The sequence below is a fragment of the Fastidiosipila sanguinis genome (assembly GCF_002998295.1).
In the GTDB taxonomy this organism is placed as follows: domain Bacteria; phylum Bacillota; class Clostridia; order Saccharofermentanales; family Fastidiosipilaceae; genus Fastidiosipila; species Fastidiosipila sanguinis.
Genome location: NZ_CP027226.1, coordinates 278,542 through 304,924, shown reverse-complemented (window position 1 = coordinate 304,924; position 26,383 = coordinate 278,542). Strand labels below are relative to the sequence as shown.

Below are 26,383 nucleotides of genomic sequence, written 5' to 3'. Positions count from 1 at the left end.
GTTTAAACTATATATAACAATTATTTTCTAATTAACTAATTTATTTTCATTGCGGCAAACATTATATACGCTCTAATGTATAAAATACGGTAACTCGAGTTACCTTTGGTAAAATCTTGATCGTCTAACGACTTTAGCACAAAAACATCATTTTAATAGTCTCATTTTGCATGTAATACGAGTAAACTCGATAATACAAAGTATCTTTACAATTAATTAAAAGCATTATCTAAATCTTCTCTACCAAAATTGGCAAATTTAATCTATAATAAGTATGTTTAATAAAGTTGTTACATGAATAACAATAAAAAAGGAGGATAGTTTTAATGTCTAGTATTATTAAAACAGTTAGAGCTAGAGAAATTTTAGACTCTCGTGGTAACCCTACTGTAGAAGTAGACGTAGTTACAGAATCAGGTGTATTAGGTCGTGCTTCTGTACCTTCAGGTGCATCAACAGGTGCATTCGAAGCAGTTGAGTTGCGCGATGGTGACAAGAAACGTTATCAAGGTAAAGGTGTATTGAAGGCTGTAGAAAATGTTAACAAGCTAATTGCACCAGCAGTACAAGGAATTAGCGTTTTCAACCAAAGATTAATTGATAACACAATGTTAGAGCTAGACGGTACAGACAACAAAGCTAAGCTAGGTGCTAACGCAATCTTAGGTGTTTCATTAGCTGTTGCAAAAGCTGCTGCTTTGACACGTAACGAAAGCTTATTCACATACTTAGGTGGTTTAAATTCACATGTACTACCAGTTCCAATGATGAACGTTATGAATGGTGGTAAACACGCTGACTCAAACCTAAACCTACAAGAATTCATGATTATGCCAATCGGTGCATCAAGCTTCCGTGAAGCATTGCAATGGTGTGCAGACGTATACCACACATTAAAGAGCTTATTGAAAGCTGATGGTTTATCAACAGCTGTTGGTGACGAAGGTGGTTTCGCTCCTGATCTAGAATCAGACGAAGCAGCTCTAGAATACTTGGTAAAAGCTATCGAAAAAGCAGGCTTCAAACCAGGTAAAGATTTCGTATTAGCAATGGACCCAGCTATGACTGAGCTATATGAAGAAGCTAAGAAGATTGATAAAGATGGTTACTACTTCTGGAAGACAGGCGAATTCAGAACAACTGATGAAATGATTGACTTCTGGGAAGACCTAGTAAACAAATACCCAATCGCATCTCTAGAAGATGGTCTAGCAGAAGAAGACTGGGAAGGTTGGGCAAAACTTAACGAAAGACTTGGCGACAAGATTCAATTAGTTGGTGACGACCTATTCGTTACAAACACAAGTCGTTTAGTAAAAGGTATTGAAAAGAAAGCTGCTAACTCAATCTTGATCAAAGTTAACCAAATTGGTACATTGACAGAGACAATGGACGCTATGGAAACAGCAAGATTAGCTGGCTTCACAAGTGTTGTATCACACCGTTCAGGTGAGACAGAAGATGCTTACATCGCAGATATCGCAGTAGCATTAAACGCAGGTCAAATCAAGACTGGTGCTCCAGCTCGTACAGACCGTGTTGCTAAATACAACCAATTACTAAGAATCGAAGAAGAATTAGGCGAAAGAGCTACTTACTTAGGTAAAGATGCTATCAACGCTGATCTATAATTCAGATAAATAAGTTTTTAGTATAAGAAAGGGACTTTCAAATGAAAGTCCCTTTTATTTTCTTCGTAATATAAAGTAAATTATCTTATATCATTAATAAGTAAACCTAGACGCTATTACTTTTCTTCTGAATCTCTCTTTTCTTTGTTCTCTTGTTGTTTTTGCATATAATCGGCAAAACTTAATAAACGTTGTAACCATTTAATATCCAAGAAGAAATTCAATGTGCCAGGATTTATTATGATACCATCAAGCTCTTGTTGTGCACCTTCTTCAAGTGACTCTAACACGAGTTTAGCAATCGGCAAGAATGGCATTACTTTGTACTCGAAAGGACCTCCAACTGGCAAGGACGCATCATCTACGAAGCATCCAATAGCTTTTCTACCTGTTTCATCATTTAAAATAACAAACTCAACCGCCTGATTACCCTCTGCAATTTCTTTGACAGTAAAATATGCATTTGCTGACATTAAACGTGCAGAAATCTGAGCTTCCAATTGTAACAAGGCCATTCTATACTGCTCATCATCTTCTTCAGCAAATTCATGTTCAGACATTAACACTTGACCAAATGACAGAATGAAATAGCGTAAATTTCTATTATTCTCAGATATAACATTTTTCTCTTCATCAGTCTCAATCTCACTCTGTGGCAAGATATATTCTCTCCTAGCCTCAAATGCTAAATCTCCATCATTTATCAGAATAATGTCGCAAGCATTTAAGTATAACTGCTTAGACAAATTCTCAATATTATCTGCAAATTCTAATTCGAGATCAGGATTCTCATTAAGTACTGTTTCAGCCTTTTCAATAGCAACTGGAGTAATAAAAATAAATACTCTACCCTTTCCATCAATATATGGGGCATTTGTTATTTTAGATTTATAGTAATAAACGCCTAGAAGTTTTATTATCCTATCTCTTAAACCTTCATGAATTATATCAAGACGGTTTTGAGTAACTAATAAAAGGTTGGTACTTTGCTCATCAGCCTCTTTTTGCTCTTCACTTAGCTCTGTTTTGCCACCTTCCGCTTCTATCTTTTCACGTTCTTTACGTTTCTGAGCTTTGTCAAGACGCATGAAATATACTAGCCTACCTCCGTGGTATGCTAAGTAACGTAGTTCGCCTGCCTGATAGGCTAATGGATTAAAATCGAAATCAGCTTTGGTGAAAATCTCTTCTAGCTCTTTGGGATCTCTCATACCTAATTCAGGATTCTCTGGATCGTAAGACCACAACTTTGCCATATAATCATCTAAAACTTTATCTTTTTCATTTGATTTGTCTTCTGTATTTGTATCTTTCATTGTTGGCCTCTCTTTATATTTTATTTATGTATATATAATAGCAGAGCTGAAATTAAAGAAATATAAATATTTGCTCAAAAGCATTTACTCCTTTAAATTGATTAAGCAAAAAGCTTCCTTAGTTCCATCAACTAAAGAAGCCTTTATCTTCAAATCAGATTAAATTATTTTTGCGGGTAAATATCCGGATTTTGATCATCATTTTCACGAACAGGATAAGTTGATCCTTCGTCTGGATATATATTTTCTGGATCAGTTTCCAATCGATCCAAAATAATATCAGTTTCTTCTATAGATGATTCCATACCCAAATCAAGCTCTTCATTTTTCTCATCTTCAATCTCTAGAACATCAACATTTTGTTCAGCATCAGCAACTTTTTCTTGAACTTCCACTTCGTCAACTACTTCACTAGCATCTACTTCTTCACTAGTTTTCTCTGTGACTTCTTCACTCACTTCAACCTGCTCTTCTACTTCTACAGACTGCTCTTCTGCTGACCCCTCTAGCTCAGACACTTCAGTCTCAGCATCTACCTCTGCTTCAATTTCATTATTATCAGCATCCTCGTCACTACTCAAATCTGCTGATACGTCTTTGATAAGATCACCATCCAATTCTTCAGCAATTTCCTCTGCCAAATCTTCTGGCAACCAATTTCCTCTGATGAAATAAGTCAGCATCATAGTTGTCTGGAAAATCCATGATACTGGGTAAGCCAAGATAATAGCTTGGAAACTTGGATTGACCTTTTGAATTCCAAAGACCCACATTTGTCGAATACCGAACATGTTTATTAGTGAAGATATCATTGGGAATAAAGATTTACCTGCACCTCTAATTGCACCAGACAACACATCTCCTATAGCAAATATCCAGTAGGCAAGACTATCCATAGCTATAGCAAACTTACCATATTCCATGTTTTCTGGCGCTAGGTTAAATACATCTAAGAATTCTTCCCTGAATACACCCATTATAATACCAACAAAGATAGCTACTATAACACCAAGCATTATAGATACTTTAATACCTTTACGGACACGATGATATTTCTTAGCACCTAAGTTTTGTCCAACGAAGGTAGTTGCTGCCACACTAAATGAGTTAATAGACATATAGTAGAATCCATCCAAACGGTTAAATGCTGCATAGGCCTCTACTACACCTTCACCGAATTTATTTACTTGAGACTGGATTAAAGCATTAGATGAAGAAATAATTGCAGATTGAAAACCTGCTGGTACACCAATCTTAATTATCATCATCGACTCTTCTTTGTAAGGTCTAACTTCTTTTAAATATAATCTATAGGCGCCGTTAGCATTGACCAATGTAACAATAGTCAAAACTGCAGCAACTGCTTGGGAAATTATTGTTGCCATAGCAGCACCAAAAACATTCCAGTCAAACAAACCTACAAAAATATAGTCTAAAATAATATTAGTTACTGCCGCTGCAATTAAGAAATAAAATGGTCGCCTTGAATCACCAATTGCCCTAAGTACAGCAGAACCCATGTTATATAAACTTATAGGAATCATACCTACAAATATCCATACCATATAGGTAGTAGCTTCCTCAATTAGACTTCCCGGACAGTTCATTAATTCCAATAACGGTCTTGAGAAAATTAAACCTATAGCAGTCAAAACAATACCTGAGATCAATCCCCAGAATATCGTAGAATGAACAACTTTATAAATTCTTCTATTATCACTCGCTCCATATGCCTGTGCCAGAGCTACTGAAGAACCCGTTGAGATACCAACGAATAATCCTAACAAAACATTAGTCAACGATGTTGTTGTACCTACCGCTCCAAGTGCAGTACTACTACCATAAGTACCCAAGATAATCATATCAACAGTTCCATATAGCTGTTGTAAGAAGTTTGAAAGTAATATTGGTAAAGTAAATAACAATATTTTCTTCCAGATTACACCTGTAGTTGTATCAATATTATTCATTCTTTTTAGAGATTTAACTGCCATTTTTCACCTTTATCTAAGTAAAATTTATCCACTAGAAATAGTCCTAGCATAGTATCTATTCTATAATGTTTTTCGTCAAGTAAAATAAGCAATTTAGAGATTGCATCTGATTTTAAACGAAAAAAGAATGGCAACACGATTGTTGCCATTCAGTCTTAATTTAATTATGAAGCTTTATTATAACCTTCTAATTAAATTTATCAATCATTAGATATTATAAGTAGAAGATTACAGATAGTACCAATACAGTTACTACACCTGCTAGCATAGGTACTGCTGTTCTCTTAACTATGTCTATTGGCTCTTCTTTTGTAGATCCTGCAACAATATTAACTACAGCTGATACAGGAGACATAGCTCTTAGAATATTTCCTGTTAGTCCTACTGTTAATGTTAATAGCAGTGGTGAAATACTTGCTGCAGCTGCTAACGGTGCATATAGAGGAATCATAGCAAAGGTTAGTGCTGTTCCACTACCACTTAACAATACGATTAGAGCTGTTAGACCTACTAAAATTAGTGGCAAGATGACACCTGATGCATTAGCTGTTGTCATTGCAGTTTGTAATGAATCTATCAATCCAATAGCTTTCAAACCATTTACGAATGTAGTAGCTGCTACTAATAAAGCTACAGTTCCCATGGCATTACCCATACCTTTGAAGAAAGAGTCTGTCTCTTCTAATACAACCTTACCATCTCTGCGTCTGAACAATTCGCAAACCAATGCAATTATAAATGAGATTACAGAAACGACTTCAACGGATAAGTTTAAGTTAGATTTTGTAAATTGATTTACTACAAATGAACCTAACAAAATCAGGATAGGTAGAAGAGGCAAGATTGCGTATACTGTTTTGAATAATGCGCCACCTTTTATCTCTTTAATTTCAGTAGTTTCAGCTATGCCTTTTTCATTAATTAGTCCAGCTTTTTTGTCCATGTATTTTTGCCAGAAGAAATGTACTACTGCCATTACCAAAATTGCTGGTATAGAAATTCTAGCATGGTGTTGGAATACATATTCTGTGACACTCATGTCCAAAGCTTCTGCAATCGCTACGTTATCTGAACCTAATGGTGTAGGCATTACTGTAGCTGTTGTAGCTATAACACCAGCAGCTGTTAAGTTGCTCATACCTGATGCTTTCAGCACTGGGTATAAAGTCGCTAGCAAAATAATAGCTAAGTTTGATGCACTAGGAATTACTAATGACAATAATTGACCTAGTAAAAATACTATAGGAACCAGTACATAAGGTGAGCTAATATTTTTTAGTGGTTTAGTCAAAACTGAGACTGTTACTTCATTAGCTCCAATTTTACTCATATATGCAGTATATCCACCTAAAATTAAAATTATGAATCCTGCTCGACCTAATTGACTTTTGAATGCATCTATTACAGACACTATAGGGTCTATAAACACATTATTAGATCCTTCTACTACCTCTACACCATTCAAAATAGCAATAATCATCAAGACCATACCTACACCAAACAAGGTAATCTTAACATCTGCTTTTTTGAGTAGCATATATATGACCAAAGCGACTGCTAAAATAGCCACGCTATACATCAATAATGGGTTCATAAATGTTAATCCTCCTATTACATTATTTACATTTGCTGATTCTTTCTAAGAACCAGTCTTTGAACTTACCTTCATCAATATCCAAGGTTACTGTTGCTTCAGTATCAACATCTAAATAGTTCCTTAGATCTACCAAAAATGCTCCTGCTGTATGCTCTCCTTTTGTTTCAACTGCCACTCTAGTTGTAACTGTCTCAAACATTTCTGGTGCTAATAAATAAGCAATTGCGCATGAGTCATACATCTTTAGACCTGTATTGAAGCTTCCACCTCTATATTTAGAGAATAGAGCATAGAACATTTCTCCAATTTCATGCATCTCTTTGATTTTTGCTGAATCTTCTGGATATACAAGTGCTTTCAAACCAGGCTCAATTGTTGCTACTGTAACTTTTAGTCCACTATTAAATAGGATACTTGCTGCCTCTGGATCAACATGGAAGTTAAACTCTGCATATACGCCTGAGTTACCTCTGCCTACAGCACCACCCATAATTATTACTTCTTCAATTCTGTCTAACAACTCTGGATAAACATTGATAAAGTTTGCAATATTAGTTAGAGGTCCTAAACCTATTAAAGTTATTTTCTCATCAGACCCTACTATTACATCTCTCATGGCTTCTATAGCTGTTTTATCTAATAATAGAGAGGTATTTGGTTCTGGGAAATCAAATCCATCCATACCAGTTTCACCATGTATACCACTAGCATCAATCACGGGTCTCATGAGAGGTTTGTATGCACCTTTTGCTACTGGTACATTTTTGTTGTACAAGGTCAAGAGTTTGAGAGTGTTTAAGGTAACTTTTTCTAAACTAACATTACCAGCGACTGTTGTTAATAATTTAACGTCCAACTCTTCTGCGAACAGAGCAATTGCTAGTGCTACTGCATCATCTATACCTGGATCTGTATCGATTATTATTGGTCTTTTAACATTACTCATTTAAGTTCTCCTTTCGCTGTTATGACTTAAATTTTTCTAACCCTTTTACTAACTCTGCATAAGTTCCAAATCTTTTTAACCCCGATCTTGCTCCCCTATTTGTACAATTAAAAGCTGCGTAGGCATTTGCAAATTTCAAACTGGCTTCGATTGAATTGCCCTTTACCATCGAGCTTACATAAGCCCCAATAAAAGAGTCTCCAGCACCTGTAGTATCTACTACCTTTACACGCTCGCCTGGAACTTCCACTTCCAAGTTTTCATCTATGTATAAGCAACCATTGGCTCCTAATGTAAACAATAAGGCTTTAACACCTTTAGATGAGAGGATTTCTTTTGCCTCAATGCAGCTATCCAAATCTTCTGGATAAATTCCACTCAGGATTTCTGTCTCCGACTGGTTTAAAATCAAACAGTCAATATCTTTTAACATATCATCTGGAATTTCATTGGCCGGAGCTGGGTTAATTATTGTATACATATGTTTTGCTTTTGCAAGTTTTAATGACTCTTTCACTAGGTCAAAATCCACTTCAAACTGAGCTAAAAACACATCTCCTTCGTTAGCTTCGTTTAGAGCAGAATGCACTTGATCTAAATCTATAGTCATATTGGCGCCGGAATCTACAATAATTACATTGTCGTTATCTACCTGAGTTATAACCGCAGTTCCCGTACTTATATCATTTTTTCTTCTGATAAAACGAGTATCAATTGAGAAATTATTTTCGAGGTCTTCTAGAGCAAGATCTGCAAAATCATCATTTCCTACATTACCTATGAAAATGGTCTCAGTTCCTAACAAGCCACAGCTTGCAGCCTGATTCGCACCTTTACCACCCATAGAAATTCTGAAATTACTTCCTAAGATGGTTTCCCCTTTCTCAGGTAAACGCGGGGTATTTATCATTAAATCAACATTTATACTTCCCAGAACAAAAACTTTCTTACTCAATATACATCACCATCCCACTTCCGAAATCAGCATTAGGTCTCTCTATGAAACCAAATTTTTTATAAAACTCTTCTTTTCCTGGTGTAGACATTAGACCAACATATGCTTCTGGACAGGCAACACTACGTATATATTTCATTATTTCATTCATGATTATATTGCCATAACCCTTGCCTCTATAGTTATCAGAAACCATTACGTCTTTGAGAAAAAATACTATTCTCCCATCACCTATGACCCTACCCATACCAATAGCTTCTTCATCTTCATATAAAACTACATCAAATATATCACCCTGTAGGGCAATCTCTACATCTGAAGGTTCATACATTTTAAAACCACATTCAGCGTGTAATTTGAGATATATTTCAGAATTCAGAGTATTATTCTTCACTTCCAGCATCTTAGTGTTAACCTTTTGCTAAACCGTTTTACCATAAATATACATTAAGTTTACCTATAAGGATTTTCCTTGTCAATACCAACAATTCAAAATATATTTATAATTTTATATTTGTAAAATAAGCATATAAAAATTATTTCTGGTTCAGTATAAAACTTATATAGTCATGAAAATTATATTAATTCAGGAGATAAAATCGTTGTAGTTTTATAGTTAGGGTCATTGATTTGAGCTAGCAACTGCTCACAAACTTGTTCTGCTAATAATTTTGTATCTTGAGCAACAGACTTAAAATACCCAGGCACTATTTCCTTTGCAAATAAGCTGTCATAGCCTACCACTCTTATCTCATCTGCAAAATCATTCTCTTCTAATTTTCTCAAAAGTCCAAAAGCCATTAAATCATTACTACAAAATACACCATCTACTTTCTCTTCTTGCAAAATATTTACATCAATATTATATCCAGATTCAAATCTATAATTTCCTGGAAAAATTATTTTTTCATTCAAATCTTGATTATGCTCTTGAAGGGCTCGTTTATATCCAGCAAATCTTTGTGAAGCATTATAGTTATTGAGGTCTCCACTAACAAAAGCAACATTTTGACAACCTGAATCCAATAGATACTTACTTGCTATATAGCCACCATATTCATTATCGAAACACACTTGATTTTCTTCCAAGTCCGGAAAAATTCTGTCAACAATTACACTTGCCACAGAAAATTTTGTTAACGCAGCACGTTCTTTTGTACTTAGAGAAAAGCTTTCATTAGCTGGACAGTAAATTAATGCATCTACCTGATAATCTTGGAATCTTGTGATTAACTTATTATCCATATCAAGTTCGTCATTACTATTAGCTACGAAGAGCAAATAACCTTTGGAACGTAAAATAATTTCAATGTGATTTGCCAAACTTGCAAAAAAAGGATTGGATAGATCAGGAATAATAAGGCCAATAGTATAAGTTTTTTGAGAAGACAGGCTCTTTGCTAAAAGATTGGGCCTGTAACGCAAGTCATCTGCTATTCTCAAGATTTCTTCCTTTTTCTCAGTACTTATTCTTATATCCCTTTTATTTAGTACCAAAGAAACTGTACTTTCAGAAACCCCTGCTAATTTAGCAATATCTTTAAGTGTTACTTTTTTCCTCATACACTTTCAATTACTCCAACAAAATTTTAGCTTATTAATAATATTATTAAAGCACAAAAATAAAATGGTGTCGCCTATTTTATGGAAGCATAATTAGGCAACACCATTATTAACTTTTAGTTTAGGTTTGATTCAATATAGGGATATCAGAAATATATTTAATTACATTAACTTAGTTCTGATAATTTTGCCTATATCAATTAAATTAATCAACCATTGATTCATTCCAATTCCAGCTTGCATCTGGTTTTGCTACACCTAATACATCACATACTGTTGCAGCTAAGTTACTTAAACCAAATTCACCTTCTTTGAACTTCCACTCATGTTTATCATCACAAATATAGAATGGTACAGGGTTAGTGGTATGACTTGTTTTTGCTACAGGGTTACCATCTTTATCTTTCTTGTCTGCAAACATTACTTCTGCATTACCGTGGTCTGCTGTAATCATAAGTGTATAACCAGCTTTTTCACAAGCTCTGTAAATACGACCAATTGCCAAGTCTACTGCTTCCATACCGATAATTGTTGATTCATAAACACCTGTATGTCCAACCATATCACCGTTCGCAAAGTTACAACGCAAGAAGTCAAATTTATCTGATTCAATTGCTTCAATTAATTTTGTAGCAACTTCTGCTGACTTCATCCATGGAGTAGTTTGGAAAGGTACATTATCAGATTTTACTTCTTCATATAATTCCAAAGCTTCATTAATATATCCAGATTTGTTACCATTCCAGAAATATGTAACGTGACCGAATTTTTGTCCTTCAGCTACTGCATAAGCTTTGACACCTAAACCACAGAGATGCTCACTTAGAGTATTACTAATGTTTGGAGGACTTACCAAATAGTGTGAAGGAATATGTACTTCTGTATCATACTCAAGCATACCTGCATATTTAATCTTAGGATATTTTACTCTATCAAATTCTGAGAAATCTTCCTCGTCAAAAGCTCTACTAATCTCAATCGCACGGTCACCACGGAAGTTATAGAAGACAACACTGTCTCCGTCTTCTACTGTACCAATAGGCTCTCCATTTTCTGCTACTACAAAAGGTGGAACATCTTGATCGATGCAACCTGTTTCTTCTGTCAAAGTCTTGTACGCTTCTGTACCACTTGCAAATTGTCTACCTTCACCTAATACGTGAGTCTTCCAACCTAATTCAACCATTGGCCAGTTAGCTTCGTATCTATCCATGGTAATAACCATACGGCCACCACCAGAAGCTACTCTTGCATCGAAGTTATCGTCACTTTGCTCGCTTAAGAAGTTTTCAATATCTTCAATAAATCCACCACCTGATGTTGGAGGGGTATCACGACCATCAAAGAGAACGTGAACTCTAACTTTATTAACTCCTTCAGCTTTTGCTTCTTTTACTAAAGCTTTCAAGTGATCAATGTGTGAGTGGACACCACCATCAGAAAGTAAACCTAGGAAATGGAAAGTTCCGTCATTCTCTTTTACTTGTTCAACTAAATCCTTCCATGTCTCTGATTCAAAGATTCTTCCGGAATCTACTGATTCATTAACTAATTGGGCACCTTGTGAATAAATTTGTCCTGCACCCATTGCGTTATGTCCGACCTCACTATTACCCATATCTGAATCACTTGGTAAACCAACTTCAGTACCGTGAGCTTTGATAGGACGCATCATATATTTATCTGCTAAAAAGTCTAAATTAGGTGTTCTAGCGTTCAAAACAGCGTTACCGTATTCTTTATCAGAAATACCAACACCATCCATAACAACCAAAACTACTTTGTTATCGACTGCCATATCGTAATTTCCTCCTTTTATATCAATAATTAGCTTAGTTATAGCTACTTATTATTCAACTATTCTCTCCTCATTTTACACCAGTTTGGTCTTTGCTTCAATTAATGCATTAAGAAAAGAGTTCTTCTAAAGCCAACAAAGCCGCACCATAAGCAGCATCATTTTCGCTATCCACTATCTCTATTGTGCATGCTGTATTTAATTGCTCAATATTTTTGATAAGTGATTCTCTTATAAAGTTATTTTTCTCTAATACACTTCCAGAGAATGCTAACTTAATCTCCTCTTCATCCATTCTCTTGATAATGGTTTCTACTAAATCAGCAAGATCTTTAGCTGCTTTTTCTTGAATCTCAATAGCTGTCTTATCATTAGCTCTTGTCGCAGGTTCTACCAATGCCGCCAAAGCTGCTATATCACTTTTCTTACGTTCTGGACTATATATATAGGAAATTAATTCATCAATGCTACTTATTTCTAACTTTTTCATTACAAGATCTGTAAGAACAGTAGCTTCATTTCTACCATCAAAATATTTTATAACACTAGCTAAAATATCTCTTCCAATTGCATAGGCACTACCTAGATCATCAATTATATGACCATATCCTCCAACACGAATCTCATCTCCTCGAGAATTAATACCATAAGCAATTGAACCAGTTCCAGAAATCAATAATACTCCATTTAATATCCCTAATTTGGCATATAGCGCAATCTTAAAGTCTCCAGTAATTATGACTTTGCCTCTATAGCCAGTGTCATGAAGAATTGACATCATAACTTCTTTTGTGCGTGGATTACTTATTCCTGCAACTCCAATAACAATGAACTCAGGCATATCGCCCATTTCAGAATAAATTCTTGCTAAAAGTGCAGATAATTCTGCTCGAACATAATTTTCGCTGACACCATTAATATTTATGGATCCGGCAATATCTCTTAATAAAACTTTCCCATTTAGATCGGTGGCACAAGCTTTGCAGCTTGTACCACCTCCATCTAAACCTAAAACATATTTTTCCATATTAAATAATAACCCTGTTAACTCTACAGCAGTGGTAATACGCCACTAGCTTCTCCACCATTAAATACATCAACTAATGCAGCAAAAGCTTTAACAGTGTAATCAAATGCTGCAATCTTATAGACATCATCAGACAATAACTGTAAGTCATATGGATTTCTTAAAGCTACTACAATCAAATCGTGTCCTGCAGCCTGTAAGGCCTCCGCTAATTTAATTTGCTCTTTATTCAAATGAGCATTATAAGTTCCATAAACTACAACTTTATGATTTTTAGCCTTATCTAGGACACTATCAATCTCAGCTTGATCAGGATTTACTGTGGTTACAACAGACTCAGCGGCGAATTCATTACCCATAAATTCAGGGAATATATTAGAGTGACTTGGATCAGAAGATGCAAATGTAGTTCTATTTGCAGGACTTCCTATAAACAAAGTATCTTTATCAATCTTTGGTAAATCTCCAAGATTATCTAGTCTTGTAATAGATGCTCTAATTATTTCTTTGATCAATTCTAATGCTTCAGGATTAGCTATATATTTCTCGTCAAGATTCTCACCAGTGTAATCCTGTTTAAACTTAAGTACTCTTTCAACTGATTCATTAATTCTGTCTAAGGATAAAGCTCCTAGCTCAACTTGTTTTTCTGCATTTTCTAAAGCTGCTTTAGATAACTCTGGGTGATGGGATATTAAAACCAAGTCCATACCAGCTTCAATAGCATTTGCAAATGATTTAACAGTTCCGTAATGTTCTGAAATAGCTTGCATTTGGAAACAGTCTGAGTAAATTAAACCTTCAAATCCTAATTTATCTCTGACAATATCTTGCATTATTCTCTTAGATAGAGTTGCTGGAACAGGCTCTGGCTCTATAGCAGGATAAATAATATGTGCATTCATAATTGCTGGTAGACCATTTTTCATAGCTTCTTCAAATGGAATAAATTCACACTCTAGCAATTCTTCTTCAGACTTATCTACTGTAGGCAAACCTATATGGCTATCTACGTCTGTATCACCATGTCCAGGGAAATGCTTAGCAACAGGCATAACTCCAGCTCGCATATACCCTTTTGTAGCTGCTATACCATATTCACTAACTTCTTCAGGCGTAGCTCCATAACTTCTTACACCAATTACTGGATTTTGTGGATTGTTATTTATATCCAATACAGGAGCCAAGTCAACGTTCATGCCTAGTGCTCTTAATTCTAATCCTGTCCAATAAGCTGCTTTTTCAGCATATTCTGGATTGTTACTTGCCCTAATTGCCATAGCTGATGGGAAGATTGCAGCACCTTCTGGTAATCTTGATACTACTCCACCTTCCTGGTCTATAGTAATAAATGGATATATTCCAGTAGACTCATAAATTCGCTCTCTTAGCTCTTTGCTAAGTGCCTTTGTTTGTTCTAAATCCTCTAGGTTGTGTGCAAACAAAATAATATTTCCAGCTTTATATTCATTTATTAACTCAATAACATCCTCTGTTACGGCAGTTCCTGGGAACCCAAAAACTAAAAGTTGTCCTAACTTTTCTTTTAAACTTAATTCTTCTACTTTCCTCATTTATCTTCCTCTTTCTACTAAATTATTTAGTATAAATGGTATTGTTTTTTGTGCTCTAAGAAATATTTTTCTGCCTCATCATATTCTGCAAAAATATCTTCCAAAGGCTCTTTATCATAAATCTTACTGTTACCACCAAGTAACATTACAAATGATTTATTCCTTGGAGGTAATACACTTCTAAACTCAAATTCTTCTGGATACATCTCTATTATCTTATATAGAACTTGTAAATAGGTTCTTACAGGTCTGTATTCTTCAATATCATCCACATAGAATTCTATACCACCACAGAATTTCCCTTCTTGCTTCGACATCAGCGGAGTAAAGTATACTGGTCTAAAGCTTGCTCCTGGTATATTTAGTGATTTTAATTTTTCACATAACCCTTCTGGATTTTTTATATACTCAGCTCCAATTTGTTTAAAAGGTAAAGTCGTACCCCTACCTTCAGATAGATTAGTTCCCTCTGTTAAACAATTACCTGTATATATTAAAGACGTCATAAAATTAGGAATATTAGGAGAAGGTGATACCCAGTGCAAACCAGTATCTGGCCAAAGCATATCTCTCTCCCAACCTTGCATTTTAATAACATGCATATCTACATCTATACCTTTTTCCTTAACTGCCATAATTGCGAATTCACCTATGGTCAACCCATAGCGAATTGGCATAGGAAAGCCACCAACGAAAGATAAATAATCGTTTTCAATTATATTTCCTTCTACTATCTCTCCACCTAATGGGTTAGGTCTATCCAAGACAACAACTGTTTTGCCATTCTTGGCACAATCTTCTATAGCATTTAATAATGTATACGGGTAAGTATAAAATCTAACTCCAACGTCTTGTAAGTCATAGACTAAGACATCAAAAACATCTAGCATTTCTTCGCTGAAACTCTGTGAATCTTTCCTATATAAACTATATATAGGCAATCCTGTAGCAAAATCCACTGTAGCCTCTACGATCTCACCTGCTGGAATATCTCCTCTGACACCATGTTCTGGTCCAAATAGTGCTCTTAAATCATATTTTTCATTTAGAATATCAATAGTTGATTTAAAATTCCTATCAACACCAGTTGGATTGGTAATCAGGGCTAATCTTTTGCCTGCAAAAATATAATCATATTCGTTACTTTCAGCTAGTACTTCAATACCTAACTTTATTTTACTCATAATAAAATCCTTATATATGTGAATTATCTATTAGATAACTATGACTCTTATCTAGATAGTCTTCAATTTCATCTTGTAATTTATTGGCCAACAATGTATAAATCAAGTCAATTACTGTCAATTGGGAAATCCTTGAGGCCATAGCACCCGCGCGTCTACTTTGATCTTCTGGAACATTATTAAGTACAAAGTCTGCTATTTGAGAAAGCTCACTAAAACTAAATTTTGTAATTGCTACAATTTTAGCTCCTGAAGCTTTTACTGCATGTGCTATATCTAAAATATCTTTAGTCGTACCAGAGTTAGAAATAAATATTGCTAAATCTTGGGAATTCATAGTAGCTGCTGTGGTTAATTGCATATGTAAATCTTGAAAATGTACAGCGTTCAAACCAATTCTTGCAAACTTATATTGAGCATCTTGAGCAACAATACCTGAAGCCCCTACTCCAAACAAATGCAAATTCCTACATTTAACAATCTCATTGACGACTTTCTCTAAAACATCAATATCTAAAATACTTCGTGTGGATTCAATAGCTTTTATATTATTAGAATAAACTCTATTCACCAAAGAGTTCAAATCTCCATCACCTTTAATTTCGGCATAAGGAACTTCTAGCTCTTGTTTTAGACTTCTATTCAATAAATCTTGACTTAAAAATTGTTTAAACTCTTTCAGACCTGCAAAGCCTATTTTATGCGTAAATCTAACCCAACTTGCCTGACTCACAAACGACTCATCAGTAATTTCTTGCACTGATTTCGTCAAAAGCTCATAAGGACTGTTCATAAAGGCCTTAGCCGCTTTTTGTTCTGTAGGATTAAGATCATCCATTGATGAATCAATCTTAGTTATCAAACTATCAACAGTTTCAAATTCACTTATCTCAAAAGAGCTCATTAATTTCTCCTAATCAAATCTAACTTATCTAAGATGTTTGGATTAAATTCCCTTTGCCTCAGCTATAGCATTACGCAAGAAACCATCATTTTTCTTTAGTAATTCTTCTGCAGTTTGAGCATCAACATCTCCTAATATGCATAGCACACTTGGTTTCACATGATAATTACACGACTCTAAGGCAGGAATTACCTCTTCTCTATCTAGACCTGTAATCTCCATTGTTAAACGTATTGCTCTGGCTTTTAATTTATCATTTGTTGGTCGCATATCTACCATTCGGTTTTCATAAACTTTACCGGTTCTAATCATCGCACCTGTTGTCAGCATATTTAAAACCATCTTAGTAGCTGTACCTGCTTTTAATCTTGTGGATCCTTGAATCAATTCTGGACCTGTTACAACAGAAATTGGGTTATTAACTACGTTTGCTAACTCTGATCCATCATTACATACCACTGCAATCGTTTCAACCCCAAGTTCATTTGCTCTTGCGCAAGCACCTATTACATATGGAGTTCTTCCACTAGCTGTAATACCTACAACAGTATCGTTAGAATTAATACCAAGTTGATCTACTTCAATTCTTCCTGCCTCTACATTATCTTCTGCTGCTTCTACCGCATTTCTGAGGGCAAAATCGCCTCCAGCAATCAATCCTTGTACAAGCTCAGGATCTGTACCAAACGTAGGAGGGCATTCAGATGCATCCAATACACCTAGTCTACCACTTGTTCCAGCTCCAAAATAAAATAATCTTCCACCTTTTTTAAAACTTTCTGCAATAGTTTCAATCGCTTTAGCAATTTTATCTTTTTCTAGTGCAATTGCCTCAACAATCTTACTATCTTCATTTAAGAAAGCTTCAACAATTTCAACAGAATTCATCTGATCAATATTCATTGTTGCTTGATTATTTTGTTCGGTGCCTAATCCCCACACACTTGCTTCTAAATTATTTACACCCATATTGCTCACCAATTAGTTAATCTCCTAACCTGTATTATTTCTTAATTAATACTTACCATGTCTATATTAAAATGGGCTGAGGATGAGGCTTCAACCTCTAACCTCAACCCATATTTTTTCAAACTTTAAGCTTTTTTAATAGCTAAATCTCAAAAGTTAAACTAATTATCTTATGAGTTAAGAGCTTTCCAAGCTTCGTTACCTTGATCAATAATTTCTTGTAAGCCTGAAGCTTTCAAGTTCTCATATTGGCTGTAGAAATCATCGATTGAAATTTCACCAATTATACATTCTGCTAAAGCTGTACCTAATTGACCAAATAGTTCTGCTCCTTTATTTACGTATGCTTCAGTATTTAAGATTGGTGCTGAGTTGAACCAGTGGCCTTCACCTGCATATAGTGCATCGTAGAATTGTTTGACTGCTGGTTCTGATTCTTCATAAGTCTTACCTGCTAACATTATAGACTCATATGCCTCTGGGAAGAAGTTGTGAGCTAATGGTGTATAGTTGATACCTGCTTGACGAGCATTTGCAAATGATTCAGAGTATGGTTCTTTCAAGACTGGTTTACCATCAACGATTTCGTGATGCTTACCTTCGATACCATAACTCATTGTTGTCATACCTTCTTCACTAAATACATAGTTGAAGAATTTAACGATGTCAGCTTCTATACCACGTTTTTCTGCTCCGATTGTGATAACACTTGTTGGAGTAACTGTACTTCTACCTGGGATACCACTATGACCGTTTGGACCTACAGGAGGTTTAATACCTACTAGTTTTGCATCTGGATTTACTTCTTGTAAACCTAGAGTAGCTGTTCTTGTAATTTCTGCCCATGTGAATGTTGAACCTGTAACACCTGAGTTAACTGCATCTGATAATGAGTTGTTATCTACGTATACACCTCTAGCAGCAAACTCTGGATCTAAGTAGCCTTTGTTGTACATATCACGTACTGCTTCTAAATATGTCTTGAAGTTTTCGCTCTCTGGTGCTAATGTCCAGTTGCCATCTTCATCGATCATGATTGTAAATTTGTTACTTACATTCATACCAAAGATTGGCATCAATGAGTAAATATCACCTGAGTAAGGAATATCATTTGTACTGTTACCATCTTTGTTTGGATCTTCTGTCTTGAATTTTTCCCAAACATTTAGCCAGTCTTCCCATGTTTCAGGCATTTCTTTAACACCAACATTTTCTAGCCAGTCAGCACGTACTGACCAAGCATAAGCTGGTTGGTAGTTCAATACGAATGGGACCATATATGTCTTACCATCTTCTGTACTCTTCAATTTTGTTGCATCAATTGGGTTTTCAGAGAATGATTTTAGAATATTTTGTCCATGCTCTTCTAATAGTTCATCTAACGCTACTGCTGCTCCTTGATCAATAAGCATAGCACCAGCTCCGTTAATTACCTCAGGAATATCACCAGTTGCTAAAGTTGTTGTAACTCTATTAGCATACTGATCTGCTGGGAACCATTTGAATTCAATTTTTGTATTGGAATCTTCTTGGATCTTATCCAAAATCTCATTTGAGCCATCTTCTCTAAGTGACTTCTCATGGTCACCCCAAGTCATACTCATAATTGAGAACTCTAGAGGTTCAGCATTTGTTTCTTCCTCATTTGATTCCTCTCCTTCAGTAGCTTTTTGATTTGATGTGCCACTGTTGTCTTTTTCTTTACCACTATCTGTATTACATGCTACTAGTCCTATACCTAAAACTAATGCTAAGAATAGTGATAACGCTTTTTTACTTGTGCGCTTCATATAGTCAATCCTCCTTACTATTTTTTCTTACGCTCAAAGTTTTACAACTTAATTTACTCCAATTTAACTAGCCCTTAACTGAACCCAACATAATACCTGTAACGAAGTATTTTTGTAGGAATGGGTAAACGACTAACATTGGAACTAATGAAATAATAATTGACGCATTTCGCAATTGTTCTGGGATACTTAACGTACCTTCTGCAGCTGTCATATTAAATTCATTCATTTCTGATGACATAATTATGTCTCTTAAAATAACCTGCAGTGTATATTTCTTACTATCTCTTAAATACATTAATGGTGCAAAGAATTCATTCCATCTAGCAACAACTATCCATAGTGTTATGGTTGCTAAGACTGGTTTTGACAGTGGTAAAATAATACGGAAGAGTATTGTAAAATCGTGTGCACCATCTATTTTTGCTGATTCTATTAGAGAGGTAGGAATACTTTCAAAATAATTTCTTAAGATAATGATGTTATAAGCACCTAATAGTGATGGAATAATAATTGACCATAATGTATCAACCATTCCTAAGTAGTTAACAACCATGAAACTAGGTATCAAACCTCCAGCAATCCACATTGTTAAAACTATCATATAGTTATATAGTTTCTTACCTTTGAAATCTCCATACGCTAAAGGATAAGCCGCAAAAGCTGTACCAATTAAAGCTAAAGGTGTGTGAACTCCAATAACCAAGAAGCTGTTTTTGAAACCACTTAAAATTTTGTCATTAGAGAAAACTTGTTTATAACCTATAGTAGTAAGGTCAACTGGGAATATACCTACATCGTTTCTGAGGATAGCGTTTGTACTACTTAAAGACATTGCCAAAACATTAAGAATTGGGATAATAAAAATAGCACACATGATTATGAAAAATATAACAATTACTACTTGAAAAACTTTTTGTCCTTTTGTTTTGTGTAACATAATCCATCTCCTTCCTTACATGATACTTACTTCGGTATATTTTTTGGATAACCAGTTTGCAAGAGAAACAAGTGCAATACTTATCACTGCGTTGATTAATCCTGCAGCAGTAGCTTTACTATAGTCACTACTTACGATACCGCGTTTATAGATATATGTTGGAATCATCTCAGATCTACTCAAGTTCAAGTCGTTTTGGAAAAGGAAAATCTTTTCTGTATTAACAGCTAGAAGACTACCTATTTGTAAAATGAACATGATCATAATTGTATTTCTTATACCAGGCAAAGTAATATGTAATGTTTGTTGCCAACGATTAGCTCCATCTATTGAAGATACTTCATATAGTGCCGGATCAATACTTGTCAGAGCTGATAAGTAAATAATTGCACTCCAACCTACACTTTGCCAAATACCTGTAGCTACCATAATCCACCAGAACATTTTTGGTTGACTTAGGAAATTAATCTTGGTTCCACCTAAGTCTGCAATAACTTTATTTACTAAACCAAGTGATGGTGATAACAAGAGTGTTGTCATACCAACTACAACAACTGTAGAAATAAAATGCGGAAGATAACTTATTGTCTGTACTGTTCTCTTAAACTTGCTTCCCCAAAGCTCATTTAGTAAAAGAGCAAAAATAATTGGAGCTGGGAAACCTAGTATTAGGTTCAAACCATTCATTGCGATTGTATTTCTTAACAAACGCATAAAGTAAGGCATGTTACTAAAAATTTCTTTAAAGTTATCCAAGCCTACAAATTTACTACCTGTAAAGCCTTTTAAAATCTTAAAGTTTTGGAAGGCAATAACGTTCCATAAAATTGGCCAGTACCTAAACACCAAAAAGAAGACTGTAGTTATAAACACCATTAAGTGAATATATCTATTGCTATAGAATTTAGTCTTAGTAAAAGGTATTTTGGGTTTAACCTTTTTAATCTCTTTTGCTTTTGGCTCTTTGACTTGAACCGCAGACTGTTTGTCTTTTGACATAAGATTGTCTCCTTAAATATTTTATTCAAGAACATCACTGCTCCGTGAATATTTTGTTCATGAAACATAATACAATAGACCTCATTCTATTGTCAAGAAGTTTTTATGCAATTTGTTGTGGAATTTCATATTTTAGCTAATTGTATTATGCACATTCTAAACAAAATGACACAAACACTGCCTTTATACTCTTTTAGCATGTGATTTTAAACAAAATAAAACACAAAACAAAAGAGGAGCAAATATACTGCTCCTCCTCTTTCATTCAAAACTTTAACTTAATAAGGCATTATAAAACTATTGTCCTTGGTTCTTCAAGTCATGCAAAAAATCTTTGTATGGTCCTGGTGTAGAGTTTTCAATCAAAACTGCTCCACAAACTTTTTCATAAAACTCTCTAGGTCCTATACCTCCAATAATCGCATACTGGTATCCTTCAGCATACATTGCATGTAAGGACTGTAGGAGCAAAGCTTTTCCTATACCTTTTCCTCTATAATCTTCCAAAACAGCTGTTGGCCCGAAGAAATCCAACGCGGTTGCATTATAACAAGCATAACCTATAAGTTTACTACCTTCAGTAGCGACAAACAAACTTATTGGAGTATTGCTAAAACAAACATCTGCTTCACCGGCACTTCTAGGATTACCTACTTCATTCTCTACGAATTCCAATATAGCTCTTTTGTCCGGAGCCATTGCTCTTCTAATCTGAATCCCTTGAGATGCTAGTTCTTCTAACTTTTTCTCGTTTGATGGTAGATCATACAATCTAACTAACATATCTGCCATATCTAAACTCCTCACAATTTAAAATATTTTCATAAAATCAATTATGGCTAAAAATAAACTTGCAATATAACTAGTCAAAAATATCATCTTTAGTGATATCTAAGTGAAAGACATTGCCACCTCTCTCATAGGCAACATCTTTTTGCCCCAACTTCGCATTGGTACTACGAGCTATGGCAAATAGATAATCCGAAAGACGATTAATAAACTTCAGCGCAAAAGGATTAGTAGCTTCGATTTGCATAAATGTGACTATTCTTCTTTCAGCTCTTCTACAAATAGTTCTACAAACATGGAGCATAGCAGAAACTTCACTTCCTCCAGGTAGAATAAATGTCTCAATTTCAGGCGCTTCTTGCGCATGCTCATCAATTCTAGCTTCTAACCACTCTACAGCGTCTTCACTAGTCCTATAAGTATAGCGCTCATCTCCTGCCGGTGTAGCAATATCATTACCACAGTCAAAGAGTAAATGTTGAATTTCAAGTAATTCCTCACTCAGGCTCTTTAAGACTTCAATTTCAGCAACTTTTACTCGTGCTAAACCTATGAAACTATTCAATTCATCTATAGTTCCGTAAGCTTCCACTCTGGCATCGTCTTTAAATACTGTTTTGCCGCCAATAGTTTTGGTTTCACCCTTATCGCCAACTCTAGTATATATTTGCAAAGCTTTACCCTCCTAACAAAAGTTTTTACATGCTTTCAAAAGTAAACTTTTAGCCTAATAAATTCTTAGCTTCCTTTATTACATTCTCTTTTGTGAAGCCAAATTCATTATAGAGATCATCAATAGGTGCTGACTCTCCGAAGCGATCTATTGCAATAATACTTCCTTCAAGTCCAACATACTTGTACCAAGACATTGATGCTGCAGCTTCAATACTTACTCGTTTTGAAACTGCCTTAGGTAGAACGCTTTCTTTATACTCTTCATCTTGCTCCTCAAATGCTTCAAAACAAGGCATGGATACAAGTCTTAAACTCAAGTCAGAGTTTTCTGCAAGCATGTCATCATATGCAGCTTTTGCAATTTCCACTTCTGAACCTGTTGCCATAATGATTAGTTCTGGCTTGTTATCTTTTACATTATTTTCTTCTAAGATGTATGCACCCTTCATAGCTTTTTCAGCTGAAGTGTTTTCTAATGTTTCAATCTTCTGACGTGTCAAAGCTAATAGTGTTGGTCCAGGTCTATTTGCTTTTGCATATGCAGCAACTGTTTCTTTACCATCAGCTGGTCTCCAAACCCACAAGTTTGGCATTGCACGCAAGCCGCTTAGATGCTCTATTGGTTGGTGAGTTTGACCATCTTCTCCTAAACCAATACTATCGTGTGTCATAACAAACATAGTTGGTATTTCCATCATGGCTGCTGAACGCAAAGCATAGTACATATATTCTGTAAAGATTAAGAAAGTTGCACAGAAACTACGTAGTCCTGCCAAAGCTAAACCATTAGCAATTGCACCCATAGCAAATTCTCTAACACCGTAGTGAATATTCTTACCAGAGAAATCATTTCTATTCATGAAATCTGAATCTTTCAAGTCGGTTGAGTTTGAACCTGCCAAGTCTGCTGAACCACCTACTAATAGTGGGTCTACTTGACTAAATTTATTTAAAACTGTTCCAGAAGTTGCTCGTGTTGCTTGTTTACCTGAGAAATCTTCAATTCCTTCAATATCCAAAATATTTGGCCATTCACCACTGAAATACATTCTTAGAGCTTCAGCTTTTTCATTATCTTGGCTCAAATATTTTTCTACAAGTTGTTGCCAGTCATGATTTTCCACTTGATCCGCTTTCTTAATATTACGGCAGTAATCTAAGACTTCTTGTGAAACATAGAATGATTCTTCTGGATTCAAACCTAATTTCTTCTTAGTTTCTATTACCCCATCTTCTCCCAAAGGATTACCATGAGATTTGTTAGAAGCTTCGACTGGTGATGAGAAACCAATTAATGTCTTAACTTCAATCAGGCTTGGTTTATTCTTCTCTGCTTTTGCTGCTTCAATTGCTTTACCAATTGCCTCAGTATCATTTCCATCTTCAACTAATTGAGTATGCCATCCATAAGCCTCATAACGTGCTCTAACATTCTCTGTGAAAGCTATATCGGTGTTACCATCAATAGTTATATTATTAGAATCATAAAGAACAATTAAATTACCTAAACCTAAATGTCCTGCAAATGATGATGCTTCAGCTGTTATACCTTCCATCAAGCAACCGTCACCTGCAATTACAAATGTATAGTTATCGAAGATCTTCTCTTCCTCTGTATTAAATATAGCTGCTAGATGTCTTTCACCTAAGGCTAAACCTACTGCTGTAGATAAACCTTGTCCTAAAGCACCTGTTGTAGCTTCAATACCTCTAGATAATTCGTAATCTGGGTGGCCTGGAGTTTTTGAACCAAATTGACGGAAGTTTTTGAGATCTTCAATTGTATAATCATGACCAAACAAATAGCTCATTGTGTAAAGCATTGCTGATCCATGTCCTGCACTCAGAACAAATCTATCTCTATTAGCCCAAGTTGGGTCTTTCGGATTAAACTTCATGTGGTTAGCCCACAATTCAAAAATCATTGGCATCGCTCCAAGTGGCATACCTGGGTGGCCTGAATTTGCTGCTTGTACCATATCAATGGCCAAACCTCTAGCCTCGGCTATGGCTTGAGCTTGCATATTTAAATCTTTCTGTGACATCGATAACCTCCGTTATTAAATAAGCTTTTTCATTAATAAGTTTAGCACATCTATAGTTATTTCTGAAGCTATAATAAAAAATTAGTTAAATTTCTAATTTATTAGTATGATTGAACTAACTTGTTTTTTAGGAGGATTTATATGTCAGAAAAATCTTTTAACTCGCAGTTCGCAGATAATCTAGAGAGTCTTGAACAAGCAATGCCTCTTCCAAGCGAAAGTCAGTTGGAGTATCACCATTCTGAACTAGCTGCTTTTATGCACTTTGGTGTTAATACTTTTACAGGCAGAGAATGGGGTACTGGTGAAGAATCTCCTGAGATCTTCAATCCAGAAAACTGGAACCCAGACGGCATGGTCAAAGCACTTAAATCTGCAGGTTTCAAACGCTTAATTATAACTGCAAAGCATCACGATGGTTTCTGTCTGTGGTTTAGTAAATACACAGACCATACAGTTGAGTATTCGCCATTCAAAAGAGATATTTTGGCTGATCTGTCTGCTGCATGTACCGAGCACGGCTTAGATATGGGATTATATCTTTCTCCATGGGATGCTCACGAACCTAGTTATGGTTACGGTACCGGTTACGATGATGCTACAGATAGCAACGGAGACTACAATGAGTTTTATATGAACCAAATTCGTGAAATTTGTGAAGATCCTAAATATGGACGTGACGGTAAATTTGTCGAGTGGTGGCTAGATGGTGCCAAAGGTGAAGGTGCAGATGCTCAAGAATATAAATTTGAAGAATGGATTGCCATTATAAAAGAACACAACCCTGGCATTAATATATTTGGTGCAGGCGTCCTAGGAGGAATTTACTGGGTAGGTAACGAAAATGGTTACGCCCCAGATCCATGCTGGTACACAGCAAACACTAGTGATTCCAGCGATATAACAAGATTAGACCTTGACCCAAATGGTATTTACTGGAGCATTCCTGAATCTGATGTTTCTCTATACAAAGGCTGGTTCCACCACCCAGGTGATGAGCCAAAAACCCAATCCGAATTAGCATATATTTACCTAAACTCAATAGGTAGAGGCTCAACATTATTACTTAATATTCCGCCAACTTTCGAAGGTGATTTCGCTGATGACGCTTATGAAAGTCTAGAGAACTTTGCTAAATCTGTAGATGTTATAAAAGAAGATATATACACATTCGAGGATGGTGAGCTAGAGCAATCTTCAATGCAAGAATTAGATAAAGTTGCTATCGCATTTGGTGAAGAAGAAGTCTCAGAATTAACCTGGACTTTACCTGAAGCAAGTAACTTTGATCTAATCAATATTGCGGAAATGATTGAATTTGGCCAAAGAGTTGAAGAATTTTCTGTTTCGATAAAATCGGCCAATTCAGAAACATTTGAACACATTTATCACGGTACGACAATCGGATACAGAAGACTAGTCTTATTGCCTGATGAATTCAGAGGAAGAAAAATCCAAGCTATTAAGATTAAATTCAAGCTTCTAGCTAATAAGTCTCCACTATTTTTACGTGAGCTCAGTATCACTAACCTACATGAACTTTGGAAGAATCCAAACTCAGCAGCCCCTGCTCCACTACCTGGAGTAGAACCTGGTGATCCAGATTGGTAGAGTTTTGCTCGCCTGATATTTAAATAAAATAGAAAGAACTCACTTAACTTGTTTAAGTGAGTTCTTTTAACTGACT

General features: G+C 35.4%; 21 protein-coding genes. 2 read left to right on the top strand and 19 right to left on the bottom strand.

Annotation, left to right across the window (positions count from 1 at the left end; genetic code table 11):
• The first annotated feature begins 326 nt into the window (after positions 1–326).
• Entirely contained in the window at positions 327–1,631 is a 1,305-nt protein-coding gene (gene eno, locus C5Q98_RS01180; protein WP_106011918.1) for a phosphopyruvate hydratase, read from the top strand.
• A gap of 116 nt (positions 1,632–1,747) precedes the next feature.
• Here the strand turns inward: eno and C5Q98_RS01175 are convergent, their stop codons facing one another.
• The 19 genes from C5Q98_RS01175 to tkt form a co-directional block, all read right to left on the bottom strand.
• A complete protein-coding gene (locus C5Q98_RS01175; RefSeq protein WP_106011917.1) occupies positions 1,748–2,947 on the bottom strand; it encodes an SseB family protein in 1,200 nt (399 codons plus the stop codon).
• Between the two features lie 164 nt (positions 2,948–3,111).
• A complete protein-coding gene (locus tag C5Q98_RS01170) occupies positions 3,112–4,941 on the bottom strand; it encodes an MATE family efflux transporter (RefSeq protein WP_106011916.1) in 1,830 nt (609 codons plus the stop codon).
• A 214-nt stretch (positions 4,942–5,155) separates the two neighbouring features.
• Positions 5,156–6,535: a C4-dicarboxylate transporter DcuC gene (dcuC, locus tag C5Q98_RS01165; protein ID WP_106011915.1), complete on the bottom strand. Its 1,380-nt coding sequence runs from the start codon at positions 6,533–6,535 to the stop codon at positions 5,156–5,158.
• A gap of 22 nt (positions 6,536–6,557) precedes the next feature.
• Entirely contained in the window at positions 6,558–7,484 is a 927-nt protein-coding gene (gene rihC, locus C5Q98_RS01160) for a ribonucleoside hydrolase RihC (RefSeq protein ID WP_106011914.1), read from the bottom strand.
• Between the two features lie 19 nt (positions 7,485–7,503).
• Positions 7,504–8,439, bottom strand: a complete 936-nt coding sequence (locus C5Q98_RS01155) for a ribokinase (RefSeq protein WP_106011913.1) — start codon at positions 8,437–8,439, stop codon at positions 7,504–7,506.
• Positions 8,432–8,833, bottom strand: a complete 402-nt coding sequence (locus C5Q98_RS01150) for a GNAT family N-acetyltransferase (RefSeq protein WP_341457361.1) — start codon at positions 8,831–8,833, stop codon at positions 8,432–8,434. The genes C5Q98_RS01155 and C5Q98_RS01150 overlap by 8 nt, the downstream gene beginning before the upstream one ends.
• Positions 8,834–9,015: 182 nt before the next feature.
• Complete coding sequence (locus C5Q98_RS01145) at positions 9,016–10,002, bottom strand: LacI family DNA-binding transcriptional regulator (protein WP_106011911.1); 987 nt, start codon at positions 10,000–10,002, stop codon at positions 9,016–9,018.
• A 205-nt stretch (positions 10,003–10,207) separates the two neighbouring features.
• A complete protein-coding gene (gpmI, locus tag C5Q98_RS01140) occupies positions 10,208–11,800 on the bottom strand; it encodes a 2,3-bisphosphoglycerate-independent phosphoglycerate mutase (RefSeq protein ID WP_106011910.1) in 1,593 nt (530 codons plus the stop codon).
• A 109-nt stretch (positions 11,801–11,909) separates the two neighbouring features.
• On the bottom strand, positions 11,910–12,827 hold the full coding sequence (locus C5Q98_RS01135) for an N-acetylglucosamine kinase (RefSeq protein WP_106011909.1): 918 nt from the start codon (positions 12,825–12,827) through the stop codon (positions 11,910–11,912).
• A gap of 23 nt (positions 12,828–12,850) precedes the next feature.
• Entirely contained in the window at positions 12,851–14,401 is a 1,551-nt protein-coding gene (gene nagZ / locus C5Q98_RS01130) for a beta-N-acetylhexosaminidase (RefSeq protein ID WP_106011908.1), read from the bottom strand.
• A 26-nt stretch (positions 14,402–14,427) separates the two neighbouring features.
• The gene (locus C5Q98_RS01125) at positions 14,428–15,585 is read right to left on the bottom strand and encodes an exo-beta-N-acetylmuramidase NamZ family protein (RefSeq protein ID WP_106011907.1); all 1,158 of its coding nucleotides are present in this window, start codon (positions 15,583–15,585) and stop codon (positions 14,428–14,430) included.
• Positions 15,586–15,595: 10 nt separating this feature from the next.
• A complete protein-coding gene (locus C5Q98_RS01120; protein ID WP_106011906.1) occupies positions 15,596–16,489 on the bottom strand; it encodes a MurR/RpiR family transcriptional regulator in 894 nt (297 codons plus the stop codon).
• A gap of 42 nt (positions 16,490–16,531) precedes the next feature.
• Positions 16,532–17,458 carry an N-acetylmuramic acid 6-phosphate etherase gene (gene murQ / locus C5Q98_RS01115; RefSeq protein WP_106011905.1) on the bottom strand — a complete coding sequence of 309 codons (927 nt, stop codon included), beginning with the start codon at positions 17,456–17,458 and terminating at the stop codon, positions 16,532–16,534.
• A gap of 170 nt (positions 17,459–17,628) precedes the next feature.
• Positions 17,629–19,248, bottom strand: a complete 1,620-nt coding sequence (locus tag C5Q98_RS01110; protein WP_106011904.1) for an extracellular solute-binding protein — start codon at positions 19,246–19,248, stop codon at positions 17,629–17,631.
• 67 nt (positions 19,249–19,315) lie between these two features.
• Entirely contained in the window at positions 19,316–20,188 is an 873-nt protein-coding gene (locus C5Q98_RS01105; RefSeq protein ID WP_106011903.1) for a carbohydrate ABC transporter permease, read from the bottom strand.
• A 15-nt stretch (positions 20,189–20,203) separates the two neighbouring features.
• Positions 20,204–21,187, bottom strand: coding sequence for an ABC transporter permease (locus C5Q98_RS01100; protein WP_106011902.1), 984 nt, complete (start codon positions 21,185–21,187; stop codon positions 20,204–20,206).
• Between the two features lie 297 nt (positions 21,188–21,484).
• Positions 21,485–21,979: a GNAT family N-acetyltransferase gene (locus C5Q98_RS01095; RefSeq protein ID WP_106011901.1), complete on the bottom strand. Its 495-nt coding sequence runs from the start codon at positions 21,977–21,979 to the stop codon at positions 21,485–21,487.
• Between the two features lie 70 nt (positions 21,980–22,049).
• Entirely contained in the window at positions 22,050–22,649 is a 600-nt protein-coding gene (locus C5Q98_RS01090) for a cob(I)yrinic acid a,c-diamide adenosyltransferase (protein WP_106011900.1), read from the bottom strand.
• A 49-nt stretch (positions 22,650–22,698) separates the two neighbouring features.
• On the bottom strand, positions 22,699–24,696 hold the full coding sequence (tkt, locus tag C5Q98_RS01085) for a transketolase (protein ID WP_106011899.1): 1,998 nt from the start codon (positions 24,694–24,696) through the stop codon (positions 22,699–22,701).
• Between the two features lie 141 nt (positions 24,697–24,837).
• On the opposite strand from tkt, the gene C5Q98_RS01080 reads away from it, so the two are divergent.
• Entirely contained in the window at positions 24,838–26,307 is a 1,470-nt protein-coding gene (locus C5Q98_RS01080; protein WP_106011898.1) for an alpha-L-fucosidase, read from the top strand.
• Positions 26,308–26,383: the final 76 nt, after the last annotated feature.

Excerpts from the sequence above, each read along its gene's own strand:
- eno (WP_106011918.1), top strand. The coding sequence starts at position 327 with ATGTCTAGTATTATTAAAACAGTTAGAGCTAGAGAAATTTTAGACTCT.
- C5Q98_RS01175 (WP_106011917.1), bottom strand. The coding sequence starts at position 2,947 with ATGAAAGATACAAATACAGAAGACAAATCAAATGAAAAAGATAAAGTT.
- C5Q98_RS01170 (WP_106011916.1), bottom strand. The coding sequence starts at position 4,941 with ATGGCAGTTAAATCTCTAAAAAGAATGAATAATATTGATACAACTACA.
- dcuC (WP_106011915.1), bottom strand. The coding sequence starts at position 6,535 with ATGAACCCATTATTGATGTATAGCGTGGCTATTTTAGCAGTCGCTTTG.
- rihC (WP_106011914.1), bottom strand. The coding sequence starts at position 7,484 with ATGAGTAATGTTAAAAGACCAATAATAATCGATACAGATCCAGGTATA.
- C5Q98_RS01145 (WP_106011911.1), bottom strand. The coding sequence starts at position 10,002 with ATGAGGAAAAAAGTAACACTTAAAGATATTGCTAAATTAGCAGGGGTT.
- gpmI (WP_106011910.1), bottom strand. The coding sequence starts at position 11,800 with ATGGCAGTCGATAACAAAGTAGTTTTGGTTGTTATGGATGGTGTTGGT.
- C5Q98_RS01135 (WP_106011909.1), bottom strand. The coding sequence starts at position 12,827 with ATGGAAAAATATGTTTTAGGTTTAGATGGAGGTGGTACAAGCTGCAAA.
- nagZ (WP_106011908.1), bottom strand. The coding sequence starts at position 14,401 with ATGAGGAAAGTAGAAGAATTAAGTTTAAAAGAAAAGTTAGGACAACTT.
- C5Q98_RS01125 (WP_106011907.1), bottom strand. The coding sequence starts at position 15,585 with ATGAGTAAAATAAAGTTAGGTATTGAAGTACTAGCTGAAAGTAACGAA.
- C5Q98_RS01120 (WP_106011906.1), bottom strand. The coding sequence starts at position 16,489 with ATGAGCTCTTTTGAGATAAGTGAATTTGAAACTGTTGATAGTTTGATA.
- murQ (WP_106011905.1), bottom strand. The coding sequence starts at position 17,458 with ATGGGTGTAAATAATTTAGAAGCAAGTGTGTGGGGATTAGGCACCGAA.
- C5Q98_RS01110 (WP_106011904.1), bottom strand. The coding sequence starts at position 19,248 with ATGAAGCGCACAAGTAAAAAAGCGTTATCACTATTCTTAGCATTAGTT.
- C5Q98_RS01105 (WP_106011903.1), bottom strand. The coding sequence starts at position 20,188 with ATGTTACACAAAACAAAAGGACAAAAAGTTTTTCAAGTAGTAATTGTT.
- C5Q98_RS01100 (WP_106011902.1), bottom strand. The coding sequence starts at position 21,187 with ATGTCAAAAGACAAACAGTCTGCGGTTCAAGTCAAAGAGCCAAAAGCA.
- C5Q98_RS01095 (WP_106011901.1), bottom strand. The coding sequence starts at position 21,979 with ATGGCAGATATGTTAGTTAGATTGTATGATCTACCATCAAACGAGAAA.
- tkt (WP_106011899.1), bottom strand. The coding sequence starts at position 24,696 with ATGTCACAGAAAGATTTAAATATGCAAGCTCAAGCCATAGCCGAGGCT.
- C5Q98_RS01080 (WP_106011898.1), top strand. The coding sequence starts at position 24,838 with ATGTCAGAAAAATCTTTTAACTCGCAGTTCGCAGATAATCTAGAGAGT.